Source organism: Bifidobacterium sp. WCA-178-WT-4B, from assembly GCF_009696495.1.
Classification (GTDB): Bacteria; Actinomycetota; Actinomycetes; order Actinomycetales; family Bifidobacteriaceae; genus Bifidobacterium; species Bifidobacterium infantis.
The window spans coordinates 46,488-69,917 of the sequence record NZ_VULV01000016.1 but is presented as its reverse complement, the minus strand read 5'-3'; the positions used below and the strand labels follow the sequence as shown (position 1 = coordinate 69,917).

At 60.1% G+C, this 23,430-nt stretch carries 19 protein-coding genes, 1 pseudogene and 1 riboswitch; of the genes and pseudogenes, 10 read left to right on the top strand and 10 right to left on the bottom strand.

Annotation, left to right across the window (positions count from 1 at the left end; all coding sequences use genetic code 11):
* Positions 1 to 382: 382 nt before the first annotated feature.
* Positions 383 to 1,318, top strand: a complete 936-nt coding sequence (locus tag FYJ31_RS10935; RefSeq protein WP_154536669.1) for a transposase — start codon at positions 383 to 385, stop codon at positions 1,316 to 1,318.
* Between the two features lie 109 nt (positions 1,319 to 1,427).
* Here FYJ31_RS10935 and FYJ31_RS10930 read toward each other — a convergent pair whose 3' ends face one another.
* The 8 genes from FYJ31_RS10930 to FYJ31_RS10895 all read right to left on the bottom strand — a co-directional run bounded on the left by FYJ31_RS10930 (position 1,428) and on the right by FYJ31_RS10895 (position 9,517).
* Positions 1,428 to 2,390: an RluA family pseudouridine synthase gene (locus FYJ31_RS10930; protein WP_032745300.1), complete on the bottom strand. Its 963-nt coding sequence runs from the start codon at positions 2,388 to 2,390 to the stop codon at positions 1,428 to 1,430.
* Entirely contained in the window at positions 2,390 to 2,938 is a 549-nt protein-coding gene (lspA, locus tag FYJ31_RS10925) for a signal peptidase II (RefSeq protein WP_154536668.1), read from the bottom strand. The genes FYJ31_RS10930 and lspA overlap by 1 nt, the downstream gene beginning before the upstream one ends.
* Before the next feature lie 21 nt (positions 2,939 to 2,959).
* On the bottom strand, positions 2,960 to 4,339 hold the full coding sequence (locus FYJ31_RS10920; RefSeq protein WP_154536667.1) for a DivIVA domain-containing protein: 1,380 nt from the start codon (positions 4,337 to 4,339) through the stop codon (positions 2,960 to 2,962).
* A 139-nt stretch (positions 4,340 to 4,478) separates the two neighbouring features.
* Positions 4,479 to 4,781 (bottom strand): YggT family protein, encoded by a 303-nt coding sequence (locus FYJ31_RS10915; RefSeq protein ID WP_060620837.1) that lies wholly within the window; start codon positions 4,779 to 4,781, stop codon positions 4,479 to 4,481.
* 121 nt (positions 4,782 to 4,902) lie between these two features.
* Positions 4,903 to 5,382 carry a cell division protein SepF gene (locus FYJ31_RS10910; protein WP_032745304.1) on the bottom strand — a complete coding sequence of 160 codons (480 nt, stop codon included), beginning with the start codon at positions 5,380 to 5,382 and terminating at the stop codon, positions 4,903 to 4,905.
* 12 nt (positions 5,383 to 5,394) lie between these two features.
* Positions 5,395 to 6,597, bottom strand: a complete 1,203-nt coding sequence (ftsZ, locus tag FYJ31_RS10905) for a cell division protein FtsZ (protein WP_326831208.1) — start codon at positions 6,595 to 6,597, stop codon at positions 5,395 to 5,397.
* 111 nt (positions 6,598 to 6,708) lie between these two features.
* Positions 6,709 to 7,953 carry a tRNA dihydrouridine synthase DusB gene (dusB, locus tag FYJ31_RS10900; RefSeq protein ID WP_081292293.1) on the bottom strand — a complete coding sequence of 415 codons (1,245 nt, stop codon included), beginning with the start codon at positions 7,951 to 7,953 and terminating at the stop codon, positions 6,709 to 6,711.
* A gap of 91 nt (positions 7,954 to 8,044) precedes the next feature.
* Positions 8,045 to 9,517 carry a glycine--tRNA ligase gene (locus FYJ31_RS10895; protein ID WP_013141017.1) on the bottom strand — a complete coding sequence of 491 codons (1,473 nt, stop codon included), beginning with the start codon at positions 9,515 to 9,517 and terminating at the stop codon, positions 8,045 to 8,047.
* Between the two features lie 336 nt (positions 9,518 to 9,853).
* Positions 9,854 to 9,962: riboswitch (TPP riboswitch) on the top strand.
* Between FYJ31_RS10895 and FYJ31_RS10885 the strand changes: the two genes are divergently transcribed.
* Positions 9,953 to 10,897 (top strand): hydroxyethylthiazole kinase, encoded by a 945-nt coding sequence (locus FYJ31_RS10885; RefSeq protein WP_154536666.1) that lies wholly within the window; start codon positions 9,953 to 9,955, stop codon positions 10,895 to 10,897. Its footprint overlaps the riboswitch before it by 10 nt.
* 82 nt (positions 10,898 to 10,979) lie before the next feature.
* Complete coding sequence (gene thiC / locus FYJ31_RS10880; protein ID WP_154536665.1) at positions 10,980 to 13,733, top strand: phosphomethylpyrimidine synthase ThiC; 2,754 nt, start codon at positions 10,980 to 10,982, stop codon at positions 13,731 to 13,733.
* 37 nt (positions 13,734 to 13,770) lie between these two features.
* Here thiC and FYJ31_RS10875 read toward each other — a convergent pair whose 3' ends face one another.
* Positions 13,771 to 14,979 carry an ATP-binding protein gene (locus FYJ31_RS10875; RefSeq protein WP_154536664.1) on the bottom strand — a complete coding sequence of 403 codons (1,209 nt, stop codon included), beginning with the start codon at positions 14,977 to 14,979 and terminating at the stop codon, positions 13,771 to 13,773.
* 127 nt (positions 14,980 to 15,106) lie between these two features.
* Here FYJ31_RS10875 and thiD point away from each other — a divergent pair, with 127 nt between their 5' ends.
* Both thiD and FYJ31_RS10865 read left to right on the top strand, forming a co-directional pair.
* Positions 15,107 to 15,916: a bifunctional hydroxymethylpyrimidine kinase/phosphomethylpyrimidine kinase gene (gene thiD / locus FYJ31_RS10870; RefSeq protein WP_174772626.1), complete on the top strand. Its 810-nt coding sequence runs from the start codon at positions 15,107 to 15,109 to the stop codon at positions 15,914 to 15,916.
* A gap of 63 nt (positions 15,917 to 15,979) precedes the next feature.
* Positions 15,980 to 16,357 carry a thiamine-binding protein gene (locus FYJ31_RS10865; protein WP_012577177.1) on the top strand — a complete coding sequence of 126 codons (378 nt, stop codon included), beginning with the start codon at positions 15,980 to 15,982 and terminating at the stop codon, positions 16,355 to 16,357.
* A gap of 263 nt (positions 16,358 to 16,620) precedes the next feature.
* Here FYJ31_RS10865 and FYJ31_RS13245 read toward each other — a convergent pair.
* A pseudogene (locus FYJ31_RS13245) lies at positions 16,621 to 17,201 on the bottom strand (hypothetical protein); the annotation flags it as partial.
* On the opposite strand from FYJ31_RS13245, the gene FYJ31_RS10855 reads away from it, so the two are divergent.
* The 5 genes from FYJ31_RS10855 to FYJ31_RS10835 all read left to right on the top strand — a co-directional run bounded on the left by FYJ31_RS10855 (position 17,173) and on the right by FYJ31_RS10835 (position 23,348).
* A complete protein-coding gene (locus FYJ31_RS10855; RefSeq protein WP_229774079.1) occupies positions 17,173 to 17,574 on the top strand; it encodes a hypothetical protein in 402 nt (133 codons plus the stop codon). The pseudogene FYJ31_RS13245 and the gene FYJ31_RS10855 sit on opposite strands and share 29 nt — an antisense overlap.
* Positions 17,571 to 19,004 (top strand): serpin-like protein SerU, encoded by a 1,434-nt coding sequence (gene serU / locus FYJ31_RS10850; RefSeq protein ID WP_195839498.1) that lies wholly within the window; start codon positions 17,571 to 17,573, stop codon positions 19,002 to 19,004. The genes FYJ31_RS10855 and serU overlap by 4 nt, the downstream gene beginning before the upstream one ends.
* A gap of 43 nt (positions 19,005 to 19,047) precedes the next feature.
* A complete protein-coding gene (locus FYJ31_RS10845; protein WP_154536660.1) occupies positions 19,048 to 20,088 on the top strand; it encodes a LacI family DNA-binding transcriptional regulator in 1,041 nt (346 codons plus the stop codon).
* A 213-nt stretch (positions 20,089 to 20,301) separates the two neighbouring features.
* A complete protein-coding gene (locus FYJ31_RS10840) occupies positions 20,302 to 21,627 on the top strand; it encodes an MFS transporter (protein ID WP_012577172.1) in 1,326 nt (441 codons plus the stop codon).
* 164 nt (positions 21,628 to 21,791) lie between these two features.
* Positions 21,792 to 23,348, top strand: a complete 1,557-nt coding sequence (locus tag FYJ31_RS10835) for a glycoside hydrolase family 32 protein (RefSeq protein WP_154536659.1) — start codon at positions 21,792 to 21,794, stop codon at positions 23,346 to 23,348.
* Positions 23,349 to 23,430: the final 82 nt, after the last annotated feature.

The following is a 23,430-nucleotide window of genomic DNA, read 5'->3' as shown; positions in this document are numbered from 1 at the left end:
GGATCCGACGGGAGCGGCCACGCTCCTATGAGGTCATGCATCCATGGCCCACGGGTCGGCGGCCATGGGCGGGACAAATCAAAATAAGGACAGCCACCGGAACCGATGGCGTCAGTCAAATGTGGGGTCACCGCCCAAGCCGTCATCCACCATTATCACCGATCAGAAACCGGCATAACCATTATCAACGTCAAATCGAGGTGGACGCTTTCAGCACTTAATCTGAACACCTTCGGCGTTCAAGTTGAACGCCGTCGGGATAACGCCCGTCTTCTTGCGTAGATTCGGTTGTGGGTTCCGATGAAAAGGACATGGCCCAGCTTTGGTACGATTTTCAGTCGCTTGCACATGAAAACCGCGATCAGAAAGAAGGCCGGGAGCCATGTCCGATAAAATCATACGGTTCGACGACGCCATGTTCGAGTCCAAGCCCGATGCCTTGGTCCGGGTCAAGGTCGAGCGGACCATCAACGCCATGCCCGACGCCGAGGCCGACGAGATCGCCAACGCCGCCGGATACGAGCGCAGGACCGGCCGGAAGGCGTTCCGCGCCGGCCACCACGGGCGCACGCTGGCCGCCGAGGCCGGCAAGTTGAGTCTCAAGGCGCCCGAATTGAAGGGCGCCCTGTTCGGGTCGACGGTGATCGAGCGCTGCCGGAGGCGTGAATCCGGCGTCGAGGAGGCGCTGATGGAGATGTGCCTCGCGGGCGTGAGCACACGCGGGGTGGACGACACCGGCCGGCTGCTGTGGGGCGGGCGCGTGGAGAACGCGGGCGTCCTCGTCGCCATCGGCGTCGGACCGGTGGTCGGCGACCGGTGCGCCGGACTCGTCTCCACGGTCAACTCGATGCCGCCGAACGCAAGATGCCAGCGGCGCATGGTGCGTTTCATGCGCGACGTGCCCTCCAAGACGCCGCCCGGTCACAGGGAATGGGCGTCCGCCGCCCTGAAGGCCGTCTTCGCGCAGGAAAACCGCGAATCCGCCATGGCCAAGGCGGGGACGGTCGCGGGCGAAACGGAGGAACGCAAGCTCAAGGCGGCCGCGAACCACCTGCGCGGGGGCGTCGGCGAGACCGCCGCCTGCCTCCTGCCGGGGTTCCCCGCGAACCATGGGATCAAGCCGCGCACGGACAACATGATCGGGCGATTGAACAGGGAGATCCGCCGGCGCACCCGGGTCGTGGGCGGCTTCCCCGGCTCCGACAGCGCGCTCATGCTCGTATGCGCCGGAATCCGCTACGTCACCTCACGCTCGTGGTCGGACCGGCGATACATGGACATGTCCCGGCTCGATGACAACCCAGGCGCAGCGGCATGAAAGTCACGCCAACAGCTGGCCAACAACCAATCTGCGCAAAAAAGCGGACACTACCGCGAGGCCGGAACTGAATCTAAATATTAAAACGCATGATGCACACGTTGCGGAATTAGTCCACCAGAACTTCGGCATGCTCGGCAGGTTCAGCGGGTTCGATGTGACGGGCACGCATGGCATCGAGGGCGGCGGCCAGGTCGGCCGGGTACTGGGACCGGACCGTGGTCCAGACGCGGGTGCGAGGATGGCGGAATTCGAGCTTCATGGCGTGCAGCCACTGCCGGTCAAGTCCCAAAGCTTCAGACAGCACCGGATTGGCACCATACATGGGGTCGCCGCACAGGGGATGCCCAATCGATGAGAAATGCACGCGAATCTGATGGGTGCGTCCGGTCTCCAGATTCACGGATACCAGTGTGGCCTCATGCCCGAAACGCTCCAGCACGTCCCAATGCGTAACGGCCGGTTTGCCGGCCGGAGTCACGCAGAAGCGGAAATCGGACACTTTGGCGCGCCCGATCGGTGCCTCAATGGTCGCTTTGTTCTCTTTAAGGCCGCCCTGCACGAGCGCATGATAGGTTTTCTTTACCTCATGCTCGGCGAACTGCCGACGCATCTCGGTGTACGCAAGGTCGGACTTGCACACCAACATCAAGCCGGAAGTGCCTACATCAAGGCGAGAAACAATGCCTTCACGCCCGGCCGCGCCATAGGAAGCGATATGCACGCCACGATCACGCAACGATCCCAATACCGTGGGACCGGTCCAGCCAACCGAGGCATGCGCCGCCACGCCTACAGGCTTATCGACTACGACGACATCATCATCTTCGTAGACAACAGCCATATCAGTTGCGATAGGCTCAGGCCCGGCCTGTTCCTCCGCCAAATCAAATTCGACGGTCTCCCCCGCCTGCAACGTGCTGGACCGCGCAACTTCACGCCCTAAAACGCGCGCCTGTCCGGAGTCGACCAAATCGGCGGCTTTAGATCGTGAAATACCCAGCATTTTGGCCACGGCTACGTCGAAACGCTTACCCACCAATGCATCGGGAGCAGGGACCATTCGACTCATTACTTGGCGTCCGCCTCCGGCTCAGACTGTAGGGATTCGTCGGATTGCTCGATAAGATCCTTGTGGGAGAACGGCTCCCCCATAAGAATCAGAATCACCAAGACCACACCGGCGACTACCAGATAGATATCCGCCACATTGCCAACGGACCAGCCATAGTTAAGGAAATCCACCACTTTGCCGTTGAGGAAGCCGTCAGCGTACATAACACGGTCAATCAGGTTGCCCAAAGCGCCTGCAAACGCGAAAGAAAGCGCCACCGACCATTTCATGGAGACAGTGCGCACCCCAGCCACAGCAAGGGCCACGCAAGCCACAATGGCCAACAGACTGATTACCCAAGTAGCGCCTGATCCCATGCCCAAGGACGCGCCCGGATTACGCACCAAGGTGAAGGACAGCAGTCCGGGAATCACGCGAATGGTCTGACCGTTGGATAACGTGGCCATCGCCCAAGCCTTGGTGAGCTGATCGACAATCAGCGCAGCCGCGGCCACACATGCAAAGACGGCCACGCGAGTGCGCAGCCGTCCCTGTTGGTTCGTCATACGACCTGTACCTGCCTACGCTCAGTTGGTCTTGGACGAGGTCTGGTCGACGTAGTTGTTCGACTCGGAAACCTGCGATGCCAGCTGGCCGAGGTACTCGGTGAGGCGGGCGCGGTATTCAGTCTCGAACTGCTTGAGGCTCTGGATGTTGCCCTCGACGACCTTGGACTGAGCCTGAAGGTTGTCGCGCACCTGCTCGGCATACGTATCGGCTGCAGAGCGGGTGTTCTTGTCGTACGCATCAGCTGCGGAACGAGTGTTCTTGTCATACTCGGCGGCACGCTGCTGCACTTCCTTCTCGTAGTTGTCAGCGTCATCGTGCTGAGACTTGGAGTAGTTGTCCGCATCCTGACGAGTCTTGACGGAGTATGCATCGGCCTCAGAACGGGTGTTCTGGGAGTAGGTCTCGGCATCCGCGTGAGTCTGGTCACGGTAAGCGTCGGCCTCGGAGCGGGTACGATCCGAATAGGTGTCGGCGTCGGAACGAGTACGAGTGGAGTAGTCGTCGGCCTCGGAGCGGGTACGCTCGGAGTAGTTGTTGGCCTTGGTGACCAGGTCGTTGTACTTGTTCTGGCTGGCCTCGGTGATTTCCTTGGCCTTGTTCTTGCCCTTCTCCACGTACTGATCGTGCAGCTGCATAGCCAGGGTCAGCATGGCGGTAGCGCGCTCGGGCTCGGTGCCCGGCATGGAAGCGGCGCCAGCGATCTTCTGCAGAGAACCGGTCTCAGTGCTCGGCTCGACCTTGGAAACCTGGGCACGAAGCTGGTTTTCACGCTGCTTGGCTTCTTCGAGCTGACGAGACAGCTCAGCGATCTGAGCGGACTGCTGCTGAGCGGCGGAACCCTCCTGCTGAGCAGCGGCGAGCTGACGGGACAGCTCCTCGTTGGCCGCGCGGAACTGATCACGTTCCTGTTGAATGGCGGCGATCTGCTGGCCGACGGCTTCCTGGTTACCGGAGGCCTGAGCGGCCTGAGCGGTGAGCTGATCGATTTGAGCGTTCAGCTGATCGACCTGACCCTTGAGCTGCTCATTCTGGGAGGACAGCGCGCGGTTGGATTCCTCGGCTTCGCTGAGCTTGGCAGAGGCAAGCTGTGCTGCCTGATCATTGCCAGCCTGAGCGGCCTGCTGGGCCTGAGCCACAGCGTTCTTCAAATCAGCATTCTCCGACTGGAGTTGCTGCACCTGACCGGTAAGATCGGAGATCTTCGCATTAAGGTTGGTCACGTCAGGACCAAGAGACTGGGTGGCCTGACCGCCGGCTACCGCCTGACGTCCAAGAGCCTCGACGGTTTCCGTGACCTGATCAAGGAAGTCATCGACTTCGTCGACATCATAACCTTCCTTGAATCGAACAGTCTGGAAGGTATGCTCCCTAATATCCTTCGGCGTCAACAGAGCCATAAATCTTGCACCTCGCTTTGGGGCATTGCCCGCACTTACGTTGGTCTCAAGTCAGAATGCTATCACGACCCCATCGTTTCAGAACATTCGACGTGGGTTTTTATGCCATATATATGCCTCCGGCGGGTTAAAAACGGCCTCAGAACACTATCAGAACAACACTTTCTAGTACCACCAGCGCAAGATACAGCACGATGAAGCTGACATCAAGATAAATCGGGCCGAGCGGCAATGGACGAATATAGCGACGTAGCCAGCGCAGAGGGGGTTCGGTAATGGAATACACAATGTTGATCAGCTGGGCCACCACACCACGTGGATACCAGTTTCGTGCGAAAATGGAGACCCAGTCCAGAATCATGCGCACGAACAGAACCGTGATATACGCGTTGATGAGCCATGCAAGAATGCGGCCGATCAGAGAGAACACTAAGGAAAGCATGCTGACAGACTAACAACCACGCATGAAAAGTTTGCTCGGAGCACAATAAGAATCGGCCGACTCCTTGCTGGGAGTCGGCCGAATATCGATATAACGTCGAATACGAAAACTACTGAACCGGTCAGTCAGCGAACAAATCGTGTGCCGAGGCTGGTTTTGTCGTCTCTTCGACCTTGATGTTCACCTGCGCCGGGCTCAACAGGAACACGCGCGGAGTGACACGCTCGAGGGAACCACGCACGCCGAACACCACGCCGGCGGAGAAGTCCACAATGCGATATGCCACGGCTTCGGCCACATCGGTGAGATTCAGTACGACCGGAACACCGTCACGCAATGCGCGACCGACCAGTTGAGCATCCTCATATGACTTCGGATGGATGGTGGTGATTCTGTTCACGCGGCCACCGGGGAACGGCTTGGTGGTCGACGATGCGGCAGGCGCGGTGGTTGACGCCAACGGCGTGACCGTATGGTCGGAATCGAATGCGGACTTCGGAGCCGGCTTCTGCTCCTCGTCCTCCTCGATGTAGTCGTCCTCATCGTCCACAACGTCGCTCATGCCCAGATAGGACATCGCGTTTTTCATGAACCCAGCCATGGATTAGTCCTTTCAGCGCAGGAAATCAGGAATGTCGAGATCGCCGGCGGGATCGTTCACGGCGATGTCCGGATGCGAGGTAGTCGGATCGTCAAAGGGCAGGGATGCCGGGTCTGCGGTCGCCGGGGTGAATTCCGGACGCGGAGTGGCCACGGGCTGGGCGGCTGGAGCGGCGGCGGGCTGCTGCGTTTGCGTGGCAGCCGGCTGGGCGGCCGGTACGGCAATTGCCGGAGCGGCGGCAGAGGGATCCTGCGGTGCAACCGGATCGAAACCGGCCGCGATGACGGTAACACGCACTTCGTCGCCATAGGCATCATCCAGAGCAAGACCCCAGATGATCTGGGCCTCGGGGTGAATGGCCTTGCGTACAAGCTCGGTGGCGGCGGAAGCTTCCTGCAGCTTCAGATCGGTCGGGCCGGCAATGTTGATCAACGCGCCGTGGGCACCCTCGATGCTCTCCTCAAGCAGCGGGGAGCTGATGGCGATTTCGGCGGCCTGGGTGGCGCGGTCTTCGCCCCGCGCGGAACCAATGCCAAACAGCGCAGTACCAGCGCCACGAAGAATGGAGTTCACGTCGGAGAAATCGACGTGAATGTAGGAATTCATCGAAATGAGGTCGGTGATGCCCTGCACGCCGGCGAGGAGTGCGGTATCGGCCGTCTTGAAGGCTTCGATGATGCCGATGGAACGGTCGGAAAGCTCAAGCAGGCGATCGTTCGGGATGACGATCAGCGCATCGACTTCCTTGCGCAGGTTGTCGATGCCGTATTCGGCGGAAGCGGAACGCTGAGGACCTTCGAAGCTGAACGGACGAGTGACAACCGCGATGGTGAGAGCACCTTGCTGATGAGCCGCACGAGCGACGATCGGGCTGGCGCCAGTACCGGTGCCACCACCCTCACCGCAGGTGACGAACACCATGTCGGCACCCTTCAGGGATTCCTCGATATCAGACTGATGATCCTGTGCGGCCTTAGCACCCTTCTCCGGGTCCGCGCCAGCGCCGAGTCCGCGGCTGGACTGATCGGACAGGGAGATTTTCACGTCGGCGTCGGAGCGCAGAAGATCCTTCGCATCGGTATTTACCGCCACAAATTCAACATTCTGCAGTCCCTCGGCAATCATGCGATTGACGGCATTACCGCCGGCACCGCCGACGCCAACAACCTTGATGTTGGTCTTGTCGTTGAACTCATTCTGCGCGATCTCGCTCACGTTTGGCTCCTGTCACTTCACGGTTACACCCAAGAGTAGCGCAAACAGGCTACTCTTGGAGGGAAATTCACGCGCAGAATGGCGCGTGTTGCGTGTATTCTCAGTATTTTCTCAGTAACTGGCGTCCATTGGGTCGTCACCGAAGAGCGCCTCACGCTCTTCGTGGGTGGTGGTACGCGATTCCAACCACCCATACGGCAAGTGCACCTTCTTGGCGAAACGCACGCGGCCGCGCGGTTTGTCGACCACGCGTGGCGGGTATTCGATGGTCGGGTCGAGCTTGCCGATCTCGCGGTCCACATCGGTCAGGCTCTCGCATTCCATAAAGGCCTTGCGGGTGGACCCACCCACCGGGAATCCTTTCAGATACCAGGCGATGTGCTTGCGCAGATCGTGGACGGCCATCATCTCATCGCCCTCATAAAACTCGGTAAGCAGCTCGGCATGACGGTGAATCACCCGGCAGACCTCGCCCAGATTCGGGTTGAGCCGTTCGGTATTGCCCTCGAAGGCGTTTCTGATGTTGGCGAACAGCCACGGCCGGCCCTGACATCCGCGGCCGATGGCCACGCCGTCGCAGCCGGTCTCGCGCACCATTTCGAGCGCGTCCTCGGCACCCCAGATATCACCATTGCCGAATACCGGAATGTTGAGGTGTTCCTTAAGCTCGCCGATGCGTGACCAGTCGGAATGACCGCCATAGTATTCGGCGGTGGTGCGGGCATGCAGGGTTACGGCCTTGCAGCCCTCCTCCTGCGCGATGTGTCCGGCTTCGAGGAAGGTCTCATGGTCATGGTCGATGCCGACGCGGATCTTCGCGGTGACGGGGATGCCCGCCGGCTCGCATACGGCAACCACACGCTGGATGAGCTCGGTGAATATGTCGGTTTTCCATGGTAGGGCCGAGCCTCCCCCGCGACGAGTGACCTTGGGTACCGGGCAACCGAAGTTCAGGTCCACATGGTCGGCCATGTTGCCGTCGACCACGATTTTCGCCGCCTGTTCGGTGATGGACGGATTCACGCCATACAACTGCAGCGAACGAATTTTTTCGCTTCTGGCGAAATGGCAGAGACGCAGGGCTTTCGGATTACGCGCCACGAGGGCCCGCGCGGTGATCATCTCGGCCACGTAAAGACCATCGGGACCGTATTCCTCGCAGATCACGCGGAACGGCCAGTTGGTCACGCCCGCCATCGGCGAAAGCACCACCGGGGTCGGCACGGTAATGTTGCCGAGCTGCACGGGGGCGATGTGTACCGGAGTCTCGGGCCGTGCCGGCGCGTCCGTACGCGGGTCGAGATTGTTGGTCTCGTGAGTAGCGGTGATGGTGGTTTCGGTTTCAGATTCTGCCATGTGGTTCCTGTTCTGAAATAGCTTTGGCTCCCCTCAGTCCACTTCGTGGACAGCTCCCCTCATAGAGGGGAGCCTCTATACAGACCCGTCTTTAGTACAGACCGCCGGCTTCCTGAACGCCGGACTCAGGCCAAGGCTCACCGCCCATTTCCACAGGCTTCAGGGGCACGCGGGTGCGCTTCTCGCCGATGCGGGCGGCCACGTAATCGGCCACCTTGTCGAGGGCGATACGCTCCTGGGCCATGGTGTCACGCTCACGGATGGTCACGGCATGGTCCTCGAGGGTGTCGAAGTCCACGGTGATGCACAACGGGGTGCCGATCTCGTCCTGACGACGGTAACGGCGGCCGATGGCGCCGGACTCGTCGTAGTCGATCATCCATTCATTGAAGCGCAGGTCGTCGGCCAGGTTCTGTGCCACGGTCTGCAGTTCAGGCTTCTTGCTCAGCGGCAGCACGGCGGCCTTGACCGGGGCCAGACGCGGGTCGAGACGCAGCACGGTGCGCTTGTCGACACCACCCTTGGTGTTCGGGGCCTCGTCCACATCGTAGGCGTCCACGAGGAAGCACATCAGGGAGCGGGTCAGGCCGGCGGCCGGTTCGATGACGTACGGCACGTACTTCTCGCCGGTGGCCTGGTTGAAGTAGCTCAGATCCTCGCCGGAGTGCTTGGAGTGGGCCGACAGATCGAAGTCGGTACGGTTGGCGATGCCTTCGAGCTCGCCCCAGTCGGAACCCTGGAAGCCGAACTTGTATTCGATGTCCACTGTGCGCTTGGAGTAGTGGGAGAGCTTCTCCTTCGGGTGCTCGTAGTGGCGCAGGTTCTCCGGCTTGACGCCGAGGTCGATGTACCAGCGGGTGCGGGCGTCGATCCAGTACTGGTGCCATTCCTCATCGGTGCCGGGCGTGACGAAGAACTCCATCTCCATCTGCTCGAACTCACGGGTGCGGAAGATGAAGTTGCCCGGGGTGATCTCGTTACGGAAGGACTTACCCATGTTGGCGATGCCGAACGGCGGCTTGGAACGGGAGGAGGTCATCACGTTCTTGAAGTCCACGAAGATGCCCTGTGCAGTCTCCGGACGCAGGTAGTGCAGGCTGTTCTCGTCCTCGACCGGGCCGAGGTGGGTGCGCAGCATCATGTTGAAGTCGCGCGGTTCGGTCCACTGGCCACGGGTGCCGCAGTTCGGGCAGACGATGTCCTTCATGCCGTTTTCCGGCATCTTGTCGCCGTGCTTCTCGGCGTAGGATTCTTCGAGCTTGTCGGCGCGGTTGCGCTTGTGGCAGTTGAGGCACTCGACGAGCGGATCGTTGAACACGCTCACGTGGCCGGACGCCACCCACACTTCGGGCGGCAGAATGATGGAGGTGTCGACACCGACGACATCAGGACGGGTGACGACCATGGAGCGCCACCATTCACGCTTGATATTGTCCTTGAGAGCGACGCCGAGGGGGCCGTAATCCCAAGCGGAACGGGTGCCGCCGTAAATTTCGCCGGCGGGGAACACGAAGCCGCGACGCTTCGCAAGGGATACGACTTCATCGAGTTTGGACTGAGCCACAATGCACCTTCTGGTTTGAACGGTTTGGGGTCTAATAACAACCGCTTCAGGATAGCCGTATACGGTGACAGGTCAGGCGGCATTGTCCGGTATATGTTCCGCGTCTCACGAGCGGCCGTTCGCAGCGATTCCTATATCGCAAACACCTCCATATTGTTCCTGTTGTTCTGCCCTTCCCCAATTTGTACCACTGACATCGCGTTAGCGTCACAAATTCGGGAGATGTTGCTCGGCGGAGGCGTCCACATATCACGAATGGACGGGACGCGCCAGACCTGACGACACGTATCGAACAAATCCGTCACGATAATGTCCATGTTGGCGCATAGCGTCGGCACTGTAGTGCAGGGGGACTCGCATGTGGTTCGCGAGTTGAGAAAGGCCTGAGCCTGACCCTTAGAACCTGTTGGTTAAGACCATCGTAGGGAGCAGTAAATGAGCAATAGTGCATCATCGTTTACCGGTATGTCCAGCGGTTGTACCGCCGGGACTCCGGTTCCAGCCGATTCACCCATCCGCGACAATATCGCCGATGCCGTTCGCCGCGTACGCGAGACGACTCCGTTGGCCCAGTCATTCACCAATTTTGTGACCATCAATTTGGTTGCCAACGCGCAACTGGCGGCCGGCGGCACTGCGGCCATGAGTTTCCTGCCGGACGACGTGATCGAAACCGCGAAAATCGCGGGCGCGAACTACATCAACGTGGGCACGCTGCTGCCGTTCTATAAGGACGCGCTGCCCGAAATCGCCCAGCGACTCAACTACTTGGACAAGCCGTGGGTGCTCGACCCAGTGGCCGCCGGCATCGGCCGCACCCGCACCGCCATTCTTCAGGCCTTCAAGGCCGCTCCCCCGACCATGATTCGCGCGAACGCCTCCGAGGTAATCGCGCTGGCGAACATGTGGGGGCTCAATACCGAAACCGTGGGGGACATTTCCGAGCACCGCCCCGCCGGAGTGGAATCCGTCGATGGCGTGGAGTCCGCAACCGTTGCGGCGGTGGCGCTGGCACAGTATCTGACCGAACAGCACGCCAAGCATTCCTCCCATGACGCTTCCACCCGCTGCGCCGTGGCCGTGTCCGGCATCGCCGATCTGGTGACCGACGGCGAAACCGTGTACCGACTGCCGGGCGGCAGCGCGATGATGACCAAGATCACCGGTGCCGGCTGCTCGCTGGGCGGCGTGGCTGCCACATATCTGGCGGTTTCCGATCCGCTGACCGCCGCTCTGTCCGCATCTCTGCTGTACAACCGCGCGGGAGAGATAGCCGATACGACTTCGCATGGGCCGGGCTCATTCCAGGTCGCGTTCCTTGACGCGCTGTGGAATGTGACCGCCGAACAGGTGGCGGAATCCGAGATTTTGGTGCAGTAGTTTCAGTTCCCTCTGATGAGGGAGCTCGTAACAGTTTTTCCCAATAAGACTTCCACAAGAAACAACAAAGGTAGGAATAATAATGAGTAATGAATACCCATACGCCTCCATGCGAGACAGCTTCGACCTGTCCGCGTACTTCGTGGTGGGGCCGGAGGACTGCAAAGGCCGTCCGCTGACCGACGTGGTGGATCAGGCTCTGCACGGCGGCGCAACCTTCATCCAACTGCGCGCCAAGGAGGCCGATGCCTCTGAGCTGACCGACATGGCCCGCGACATCGCGCAGATCATCGAGGACAATGAGAAGTCCGATTCCGTGGCCTTTGTGATCGACGACCGTGCCGACGTGGTGTGGCAGGCCCGCCGCAAGGGCATCAAGGTGGACGGTGTGCACATCGGCCAGACCGACATGGAGCCGCGCGAAGCCCGCGCCCTGCTCGGCGACGAGGCCATCGTGGGTCTGTCGGCTGAGACCGAAAGCCTCGTTCAGCTCATCAACGAGCTGCCCGACGGCTGCATTGACTACATTGGCGCCGGCCCTCTGCACGTCTCCACCACCAAGCCCGAGGCTTCCGTGGGCGGCAACGACGGCTCCGGCAAGACACTGGACGCCGCCCAGATCAACACCATCTGCGTCGCCAGCGAGTTCCCGGTGGTCGTGGGCGGCGGCGTGACCGCAGCCGATATGGCCATGCTCGCCGACACCAAGGCCGCTGGCTGGTTCGCGGTCTCCGCCATCGCGGGTGCCGAGAACCCGGAAGAGGCCGCGCGCGCCATGGTCGAAGGCTGGAAGGCCATCCGCGGTGACAAGAAGCACGGCTACGCGCCGCGCGTCGTAACCCACACCCCCGCTGCTGACACTCAGGCTGCTCAGGAAGTGGCCGCAAAGCCTGGCTCCGAGGCCACTGAGAAGAAGTTCACCAACGCCAAGGACGCCAAGGACGCCCAGAAGCTCGCCAAGCAGCAGCGCGTGGACATCGCCGCCCGTGGTTCCAAGCAGCGCGACAAGGCGCACATCCGCAAGACCAAGTCCGTACCGTTCACCTATCAGTACGGTTCCTACGACCTGGAAGTGCCGTACACCGAAATCAAGCTGAGCGACACGCCCGGCGTGGGCCCGAACCCGCCGTTCCACGACTACAACACCGAAGGCCCCAAGTGCGACCCGAAGGAAGGTTTGAAGCCCCTGCGTCTCGACTGGATCCGCGACCGCGGCGACATCGAAGACTACGAGGGCCGCCGCCGCAACCTTGAGGATGACGGCAAGCGCGCCATCAAGCGTGGCCGCGCCACCAAGGAATGGCGCGGCCGCAAGCACCAGCCGATGCGCGCCAAGGATCACCCGATCACCCAGATGTGGTACGCCCGCCACGGCATCGTCACACCGGAGATGCAGTATGTGGCCGCCCGCGAGAACTGCGACGTGGAGCTCGTGCGCTCCGAACTGGCCGCCGGCCGCGCGGTGATGCCCTGCAACATCAACCACCCCGAAGCCGAGCCGATGATTATCGGATCCGCCTTCCTGACCAAGCTCAACGCCAACATGGGCAACTCGGCCGTCACCTCCTCCATCGACGAGGAAGTGGAGAAGCTGACGTGGGCCACCAAGTGGGGCGCCGATACCGTGATGGACCTGTCCACCGGTAACGACATCCACACCACCCGTGAGTGGATTCTGCGCAACTCCCCCGTGCCGATCGGCACCGTGCCGATGTATCAGGCCCTCGAAAAGGTCGAGGATGATGCCTCCAAGCTGAGCTGGGAACTGTTCCGCGACACCGTGATCGAACAGTGCGAGCAGGGTGTGGATTACATGACCATCCACGCCGGCGTGCTGCTGCGTTACGTGCCGTTGACCGCCAACCGCGTGACCGGCATCGTCTCCCGCGGTGGCTCCATCATGGCCGACTGGTGCCTGCGCCACCACCAGGAGAGCTTCCTGTACACGCACTTCGACGAGCTGTGCGACATCTTCGCCAAGTACGACGTGGCGTTCTCCCTGGGCGATGGCCTGCGCCCCGGCTCCCTGGCCGACGCGAACGACGCCGCGCAGCTTTCCGAGCTCATGACTCTGGGCGAGCTGACCGAGCGCGCCTGGGCCAAGGACGTGCAGGTGATGATCGAGGGCCCGGGCCACGTGCCGTTCGATACCGTACGCATGAACATCGAACTGGAGAAGTCGGTGTGCAAGGGCGCCCCGTTCTACACCCTCGGACCGCTGACCACCGATACCGCTCCGGGTTACGACCACATCACCTCCGCCATCGGCGCCACCGAGATCGGTCGTTACGGCACCGCTATGCTGTGCTACGTGACCCCGAAGGAACACCTCGGCCTGCCGAACAAGGATGATGTGAAGCAGGGCGTGATCGCCTACAAGATCGCCTGCCACGCCGCAGACATCGCCAAGCACCACCCGCACGCGATGGATCGCGACAATGCGATTTCCAAGGCTCGCTTCGAGTTCCGTTGGCTCGACCAGTTCAATCTGTCCTACGATCCGGACACCGCCATCGCCTTCCACGATGACACCCTGCCTGCCGAGCCGGCCAAGATGGCGCACTTCTGCTCGATGTGCGGCCCGAAGTTCTGCTCGATGGCCATCTCCCAGAACATCCGCAAGGCATTCGGTGGCGAGGCCGCCCAGCAGCAAATCGTGAAGGAGGCTGCTGCTGGCATCGACTCCGAGGCACTGGCTAAGGCCAAGGCCAATGTCGATAACGACGTGGTGTCCGCCAACGTGCTCAGCCCCGAAGAAATCCTCGCCGGCATGGATGCGATGAGCGAAAAGTACACCGCCCAAGGCGGCAAGCTCTACTCCACCGCCCAGGAGTAATTTTTCTCTGGCTCCCCTCAGAGAGGGGAGCCAATTATTATGCCCGGTGGTGTCTTAATTCGGGACGACGCTCGACTCGCTCGAAGGCGGTGACGAGGTCGGCAGCACGGATCGCGCCGCGTCGGTCCTTGGCGGCCACCAGAGCGGCCTCGGTCCAGATGGCGCACACTTCGGCGCCGCTCCAGCCTTCGGTTCGCTGCGCGATATCCACCAACGGCAGTTCGCCCTCGATTGACAACGAACGGGCCTGCACCTGCAGAATGCCCAAACGGTCGTGCTCGGACGGCATCGGGAAAGGAATCTGCCAGTCGAAACGGCCCGGACGCAACAAAGCGGGATCCACGTCCTCAATACGATTGGTCGCAGCGACCACCACAACATTGCCCTTGGACTCGAAACCATCCATCAACGTCAGCAACTGTGCCACCAAGCGCTTGCCGACGCCATTGGTATCGCTCTCGCGCGAGGACGCAATCGAATCGATCTCATCAAAGAAGATGATGGCGCGCTTGTCCGCCTGCGCGGCGGCGAAAATCATGCGCAGCGTTTCCTCACTATCGCCCACATACTTGCTCACGATGGTCGGGCCGGACACCAGATAGAACTGCGCGTCCGCCACATTGGCGATGATGCGGGCCAGATGTGTTTTACCGGTGCCCGGAGCACCGGTGAAGATCACGCCCTTGATGGGCTTGGCACCGATCGCACGCATCTGCGCACTGTTGCCCAGCTGCGTTTCGATAAGCTCCTTGGCGCGCGTGATCACCTGATCATAACCGCCGAACGAATCGAAGGTAAGCGACGGATCGCTGCCCGGCGTAATGCGGTACTGCTTGATGTCGTCATCGTGATCGGATTCGCCTGGGCGGATGGCCGTGGGCCACAGCACTCGTTCGATGCCGAACAGGTCGGTGAACTGCACGGTGTTGCCGGGCATGATTGAAGTCGGGTAATCACCTTCAAGCAGTTCGAGGCCATCGGAAGTCTCCAGGACCACGCCTTCGTTGAGCGCACGGCGCACGATGCCCACACGGGGCTTCAACGGCCACACATCATGCGGCACTTTACGATAGAAATCCGTGCCGACGAGCAACACGTCGCCCACATCGAACACCTCCTGACGCGGAAATGTGAGCTGTGTGGTGTGCCCATTAGGCATTACGCCAAAATATGCGGTGCGTTCATCGTCAAAACCGGTGATGCGCACCAAGACGCCGTCACGGCGCAGTACATCGTTATCAGCCATGTCCCCTCCCGAACATTTCATGAATCAATCGCAATCAGCAAACCCTCCCCATCTCACCACAGGAGCGGCAAAACATCAAGGAAAACCACTCCGAAAAACATCATGGGCCCCACTTAGAATGAACACTATGGCACAAATTGCAACATCTACACTGCCCGCTGTTCTCGCGATCTCCGGCTCCGACTCGTCCGGCGGTGCCGGCATGCAGGCCGATCTGAAGACCATGCTGGCTTGCGGCGTGTTCGGCATGAGCGCCATCACTGCGCTCACCGCACAGAACACCACCGGCGTGCGTTCCATTCAGGATACCAAACCGGACATTCTCGCCGACCAGATCAACATGGTGTTTGAGGATATTCCGCCGGTCGCGGTGAAAATCGGCATGGTGTCTGCCACTGACATCATCGACGTCATCGCTGAACGACTCACCTTCCATCACGCCACGAACATCGTGCTCGACCCGGTTATGGTGGCCACTTCCGGTGCCAAGCTCATCAGTGACGATGCCATTGCGGCCTTGACCGGCGAGCTGTTCCCGATGGCTACGGTCGTGACTCCGAATATTCCCGAGGCCGAAGTGCTGACCGATACGCTGATTCGCGATCAGGAGGATATGGAGGCCGCCGCCCACCGCATCGTGGAACGTTACGGCTGTGCCGCGCTGGTCAAGGGTGGTCATGGCACCGAGGATGCCAACGATGTGCTTGCCGAGACGGATGGAACCGTGACCTGGTTTGATGGCGCGCGTATCAATAATCCGAACACGCACGGCACCGGATGCACGCTGAGCTCCGCCATCGCCTCGTATCTGGCGCTTGGCGACACGTTGCCCAAGGCCATCAAGCATGCGAAGAAGTACCTGACCGGTGCGCTGAAGGCCCAGCTGAATCTTGGCCACGGCTCCGGCCCGATGGATCATCTCTGGAAGTATCGCTGACATAAGTGTGGTTGTTAAGCTCCCCCTGTCAGGGGAGCTTAACACTACTGAAAAAGGAGAATCATGGTTCTTGACCGTAATGCCGTTACTCAGGAAGTGCCGATCGACCCGGAAACCGGCAAACCGTACCTCAATACCGTGGCCGCCATCCAGGTGTCGGCCAACGGCGTGGGCTCCGAGGTCTCGCCATACGTGGCTCAGGCCGTCGAAGTGATTCGCGAATCCGGCCTGCCGCAGGAAACCAACGCCCTGTTCACCAACGTGGAAGGCAATCTGGACGACGTGCTCAAGGTGGCCGGTGAGGCCGCCAAGAAGCTCGCCGAGCAGGGCTACCGCACTTCTCTGGTGCTGCACATGGATATCCGTCCCGGTTTCACCGGCCAGCTGACCGAAAAGCCCAAGCTGGTGGACGAGATCCTCGCCGACAAGCGGGCGAAGTAGCAAAGCATTGCTTCCACCAGCAAGGGCATGCTTTGTTATTACACGTTTCATGGGGCGGTAGCTCACCCATGGGGCGGTAAATATCCCATGGGGCGGTAAAACCTTCATGGGGCGGTAGGCGAAAACGGCTCTATTCTGCGGAAAGGCAAAATCCGCTAACCGCCCCATGAGTGTTTTACCGCCCCATGGGAATCACGGTTCTGCCTTTTTCCTTCTTTCAACAGGGTAAGAGCGTAAGTGGGGCATATAAATGCTCGCGCAGTTGCCATGCCAGAAGCGGCATCAACGGTCGAATCATGCGGAGTCACTGCACTGTGCGCCGCTTCTCCCCTGCCTTCAATAACATCAATGACCTGATGCGTGCGATCTAATGCGCCCATAGCCACGCTACGCAGTTCGCGTAATTCTTCTTCAGAAGGGGTCTTGCCATCGGCAATATTGTTGTCGAATCGCAAAATCAGGTATGCCAAATCATTGGATACGTAATCGTGAATGTCCTGAGCTGTGCGTTCCTGCTGACGGCGGTGAGCCAACTCCGCTCGAGCCAAGCTGCGTTCGTGATTCCATCGCGCCGCCATGCCACCAAGCATGAAGCCAATAAACAGCACGGCCACTGGCATCACACCATAGAAGGCAATCGCACCAAGAATCACTCGCCCAGTGCGATGCTCGGCAGAAGAACCGCTCGATTCATAGGCGCTTCCGGTGAAGTCGCTTCCCGACTGCCCTGCGCTGCCAGACCCACTGAATGAAGAGCCGCCGCCACGCATCCGGTGACCGGACGAAACGCCATCCACCCCACAATGGCAACGAGTATGAACTCCGCAAGGCAGTCCGCCGCCGAGCGCGGGACGTACCGACTGTTCACATGGAACCGCGCGCATTGGATTGGCGTGGTTGTACTGATAGCGGTGTTGTTGCTGCTGCAGTGGAGCTCATCAATGTATCTCATGCCCGACGAGGTCCTTGACAGGGCTGTCAAAAACCTGTTCGTATGGTTCCCCGGTATGGTGCTGCACTGGCCATTGGTGTTGGGAATCACTAACCTGATACTTGGTTCGATACGATCCGGCAGTCTGTCTTCCCATTGGCGAGCGCAACCATCGGACCGCTGGCATTCGGCTGTACCAATCTTCGCTTACGGCCGGGGTTCCCATACCGTTCCTGGGCTCAAGGGAAAGCAGCAATATAATGAAAATAGCGATTTCGTGCAATGATGCACGAGCCGATCCAAGCAAAGGGGCTGACCATGAGCGAGAAACTGATGGAACAGTACCGGTTGCGCAAACAACGCAAACGTCGTAACGCTTGTATCGCCGCCATCGTGACGGTAGTGCTTGTCCTTGCCATCGCCGGCGGCGTATGGTGGACGGCCGGCGATGGCAGCGCACTGGTTCGCAATATGTTCAAGCCGAAGGCCACGCCTGCCACACAGCCGGTAGTCGACAGCACCGCAGCCTTCGCCTACCGCACCGCACCGGAATTCCTGGCGATGGAAACCGGCGACCGAGACACCGGCAATGTGAACTACTCCCCTGCTTCGATGTGGATGGCGTTGGCCATCGCCGCGCAGGGCGCCAATGGCACGACCCGCTCGCAACTGAATGAGCTGCTGGGCTCCGGTTCGCTGGCCGACAGCGACTACCAATCGCTGCTGAGTTCGATCAACGGGCAATATTCGGGGGCGAAATCCGAGATGAGCGCCGCGAACTCGCTGTGGATCGATAACGACTACTCCCTTGCCAGCGATTACCAATCCACCGTCAAGAAAATGTTCGAGGCCGAAGTCACCACGCTACCGTTCGACGATCAGGCCGCCGCCAAGATGTCCGATTGGATTGCCAAACATACGAATGGTTCGCTCAAGCCGAAGATCACGCTGCGTGACCGTGAAGTCCTGTCCATCATCAACACCGTCTATGCGGATGGCCGCTGGAAGGATCCGTTCGAAGAGCAGTCCACCGGCGACGGCACCTTCCACGGCGAAGCCGGAGATGCTCAGGTGCCGATGATGCACCGGGCCTTCAGCCAAATGGCTTACGGACATGATGAGTACAACACTTGGCAGCGGGTGGAGATTCCGTTCGACAACGGCGGCAATCTGGCCATCGTGCTGCCGGCCGAAGGGCATTTTGACGAGTTGGCCGGCGATGCTCAGAAACTCGGATGGGCGTTCGGCACGTGTTCGTCGGCATCCCTTGGCGAGGGCGCAATGGGTTGCGCCGCGGACAGTATGCCCGGATGGGGCGTCTCCGTCAACTCGGCCACGGTGAACGTCACGCTACCGCGATTCACCATCGACAGCATGTTCGACTCGGAAGCCACCATCAAGGCATTCGAAAAACTGGGGGTGACCGATGCGTTCAGTGCAGGCGACGCCGACTTCACCAAGATGGTCGACGCCGGTTCGCACGGCGAGAACCTGTATATCGGCTCGATTCTGCAGGGCACGCGCATCGCGGTGGACGAAGCCGGGGCCAAGGCCGCGGGCTTTGTCAAACTCGGCGTGGAGGCCATCAGCGCGCCGGTGGACAACGTCGAATTCACGGTGGATCGCCCATTCCTGTATTCGTACGTCACCCCGGACGGCATACCATTATTCATCGGTGCGGTGCGCAACCTCGGCGGAGTCGGTGGAGAAAACTGATGCTTTCCCAACAGTCCGTCAATTAGGGTGTATCGTTTGACGCATGGCTACGATGAAGGAAATCGCGAACAAGGCGGGGGTTTCCGTCTCTACGGTGTCGCTGGTGCTCAACGGACGCGACGAGGGGCGCGTAAAGTCCGAAATTGCGGACAATGTGCGCGCCATCGCCACCAAGCTCGGCTACCGGTCGAATCCGCTGGCCAGTTCGCTGCGTACAGGCAAGACGCACATCCTCGGTTTCATCAGCGAGGAGGTGGCCACCACCCCGTACGCCGGCGGTATGATTCTGGGCGCGCAGACCGCCGCAAGCCAGTTCGGCTATATGCTCATCACCGTGATCACCGACGGTGAGAACAGCGAGAGCGAGGAAATCGCCACACTCAAGCGATACGGCACCGACGGTTTCCTGTACGCCAAGATGTCGAACCGCATCACCCATGTGCCTTCTTCGCTAGCCAAGACGCCACTGGTGTTGGTGGATACCACCGACTCGCTTGGCAAAATCCCGAGCGTCGAACCGAACGAGTTCCGAATCGGCTACGACGCCACCACCAGATTGGTTAAGGCCGGATGCGCACGTATCGCCTATGTGGGTTGCTCGGAGCCGATGATTGCGCAGGACGGTCGTTTGGAAGGCTATCAGGCGGCGCTCAGGGATGCCGGCCTCGACTATGACGATCATCTGGTCGTCAATGTGCTCAACAACGGGCCGGCACTGACCGCAGTCAGCGATTTGTTCGACGCCGAGCATCCGGACGGATTCTTCTGCTTCAACGATGCCCGCGCCTGGTATGTGTACGAATGCGCCGCACGCCGAGGACTCACGGTCGGCAAGGACATCTCCGTGGTCGGCGTGGACAACCATCGTGTGTTCGCCGAGACGCTGGAACCGATGCTCACCACTGTGGAACTGCCGCATTTCGAGATGGGCTACTGGGCCGTGGCCAAGCTGGTGTCGATCATCGAAGGACGCTCGATGGACGACGTCTCACGGCCAGCGACCACCGCTCCCCTGCCGCCGATCGACGCGCCGATTCCGGCGAAGATCCACTGCACGCTGATCGAAAAGGCCTCGGTGAAGTAGCCGAGTCCCACACGATTTCTCAAGGCCTCCGTCCAGCACGGAGGCCTTTTTGCATGTCGAACGGGTACGACACGCCGATGACGTAAATCGATTGACGTAAATCGATTGACGTCGCATAGTAATTACTACACAACAACTTCTCCAAAGGCACAGCCGCCCGAGCAGAAGCGTCACATAACCAATAACCAACCAAGTAGTAATCAAAGGACGATTATGGCAAGTGCAACCAAATCTGCATGGAAGAATCCTTCCTATCTGCAGAGCTCTTTCGGCATCTTCATGTTCTTCTGCTCCTGGGGCATCTGGTGGTCCTTCTTCTCCCGCTGGCTCACCGACCCGACCCACGGTCTGGGCATGACCTCCGCAGAGCAGGGCCAGATCTACTCCATTAACTCCCTGGCAACCCTGGTCATCATGTTCGCCTATGGTGCCATCCAAGATCAGCTGGGCATCAAGCGCAAGCTCGTGATCTTCGTCTCCGCCATCGCAGCGCTCGTCGGCCCGTTCGTACAGTTCGTGTATGCCCCGATGCTGACTGCCGGCGGCACCACCCGTTTCATCGGCGTGCTCATCGGCTCCATCGTGCTCTCCTCAGGCTTCATGGCCGGCTGTTCCCTGTTCGAAGCGCTCACCGAACGCTACTCCCGTAAGTTCGGCTTCGAATACGGCCAGTCCCGCGCTTGGGGCTCCTTCGGCTACGCCATCGTGGCACTGTGCGCAGGTTTCCTGTTCAATATCAACCCGCTGCTGAACTTCTGGGTCGGCTCCATCTGCGGCCTTGGCATGCTGTGCGTCTACGCTTTCTGGGTTCCGGCCAAGCAAAAGGAAGAGCTCAAGAAAGAAGCCGATCCGAACGCGGCTCCAACCAACCCATCCTTCAAAGAGATGATCTCCGTTCTGAAGATGCCGACTCTGTGGGTGCTCATCGTCTTCATGCTGTTCACCAACACCTTCTACACCGTGTTCGACCAGCAGATGTTCCCTAACTACTACGCTTCCCTCTTCCCGACCACCGAAATCGGCAACGCCACCTACGGCACCCTGAACTCCTTCCAGGTGTTCCTCGAGTCCGCCATGATGGGCGTCGTTCCGATTATCATGAAGAAGATCGGCGTTCGTAACTCCCTGCTGCTCGGCGCAACCGTGATGTTCCTGCGTATCGGCCTGTGCGGCGTGTTCCACGATCCGGTCAGCGTCTCCATCGTCAAACTGTTCCACTCCATCGAGGTCCCGCTGTTCTGCCTACCGGCATTCCGCTACTTCACCCTGCACTTCGACACCAAACTGTCGGCAACCCTGTACATGGTGGGCTTCCAGATCGCTTCCCAAATCGGCCAGGTGATCTTCTCCACCCCGATGGGCGCCCTGCATGACGCCATGGGCGACCGTCCGACCTTCTTCACCATCTCCGGCATCGTGCTGGCCGCCCTAATCTACGGCTTCTTCGTGATCAAGAAGGACGACCAGGAAGTCGGCGGTGATCCGTTCTACACCGATAAGCAGCTCAAGGCCCAAGCCGCAGCTAAAGCAAACGCCTGAGCGCAACCGCCAAAATCGGCAAGAACACAACTAAATCGTGCTGCCCGAAGCGTTTCCCCTTTTTCCGTTTCGGGCAGCATTCTTAAAACTTCTATCTAAAAACTCAATAAGCAACAATTCAACAATCGCAAGATTCAACAATCATGAAGAAAGGCTATTCAACGATGACTGGCTTCACTCCGGATGCACCCGTCCTCCACGAAATCAAGAACCACAGCGAAGCTCTGGCACAGGCGGAAGCAGGCGTTGCAGCCATGGCCGCCAAACGCAACAACCGCTGGTACCCGAAGTTCCACATCGCATCCAACGGCGGTTGGATCAACGATCCGAACGGCCTGTGCTTCTATAAGGGCCGCTGGCACGTGTTCTACCAGCTGCACCCGTACGGCACCCAGTGGGGTCCGATGCACTGGGGACACGTCTCCTCCACCGACATGCTCAACTGGAAGCGTGAGCCAATCATGTTCGCCCCGACCCTTGAAGAGGAGAAGGACGGCGTATTCTCCGGTTCCGCAGTAATCGGCGACGATGGCAAGCTCAAGTTCTACTACACCGGCCACCGTTGGGCCAACGGCCACGACAACACCGGCGGCGACTGGCAAGTGCAGATGCTCGCCGAGCCGGACAACGACGAGCTGACCAGCGCCACCAAGCGCGGCATGATCATCGACTGCCCGACCGACAAGGTCTACCATCACTACCGCGACCCGAAAGTCTGGAAGACCGGCGACACCTGGTACATGACCTTCGGTGTATCCTCTGCGGACAAGCGCGGCCAGATGTGGCTGTTCTCCTCCAAGGACATGGTCCGCTGGGAATACGAGCGCGTGCTCTTCCAGCACCCGGATCCGGATGTGTTCATGCTCGAATGCCCCGACTTCTTCCCCATCAAAGACAAGGACGGCAACGAGAAGTGGGTCATTGGCTTCTCCGCCATGGGGTCCAAGCCCAGCGGCTTCATGAACCGCAACGTCAACAACGCCGGCTACATGATCGGCACGTGGGAGCCGGGCGGCGAATTCAAGCCGGAAACCGAGTTCCGCCTGTGGGATTGCGGCCACAACTACTACGCCCCACAGTCCTTCAACGTGGACGGCCGTCAGATCGTCTATGGCTGGATGAGCCCGTTCGTGCAGCCGATTCCCATGGAGGATGACGGCTGGTGTGGTCAGCTCACCCTGCCGCGCGAGATCACCCTTGACGATGACGGCGACGTGGTCACCGCGCCGGTCGCCGAAATGGAAGGCCTGCGCGAGGATACCCTCGACCATGGTTCGATCACGCTCGATATGGATGGCGAGCAGGTCATCGCCGATGACGCCGAGGCCGTGGAAATCGAAATGACCATCGACTTGGCTGCCTCCACTGCCGATCGTGCCGGCCTGAAGAGTCACGCCACCGAAGACGGTGCCTACACCTACGTGGCTTATGACGACCAGATCGGCCGCGTGGTGGTGGATCGTCAGGCCATGGCCAACGGCGATCGCGGCTACCGCGCCGCCCCACTGACCGACACCGAACTGGCCTCCGGCAAGCTGGACCTGCGCGTGTTCGTGGATCGCGGCTCCGTGGAGGTCTACGTCAACGGTGGCCACCAAGTGCTGAGCTCCTACTCCTACGCCTCCGAAGGACCGCGTGCCATCAAGCTCGTCGCCGAGTCCGGCTCCCTCAAGGTGGATTCCCTGAAGCTCCACCACATGAAGTCCATCGGACTGGAGTAGCTCTCTCACCTCCCTCTGACGAGGGAGGTTTTTTGTGCGCCCCTGTCGTTCGCCTTTGCCTATACTGATGGACGGCATATAA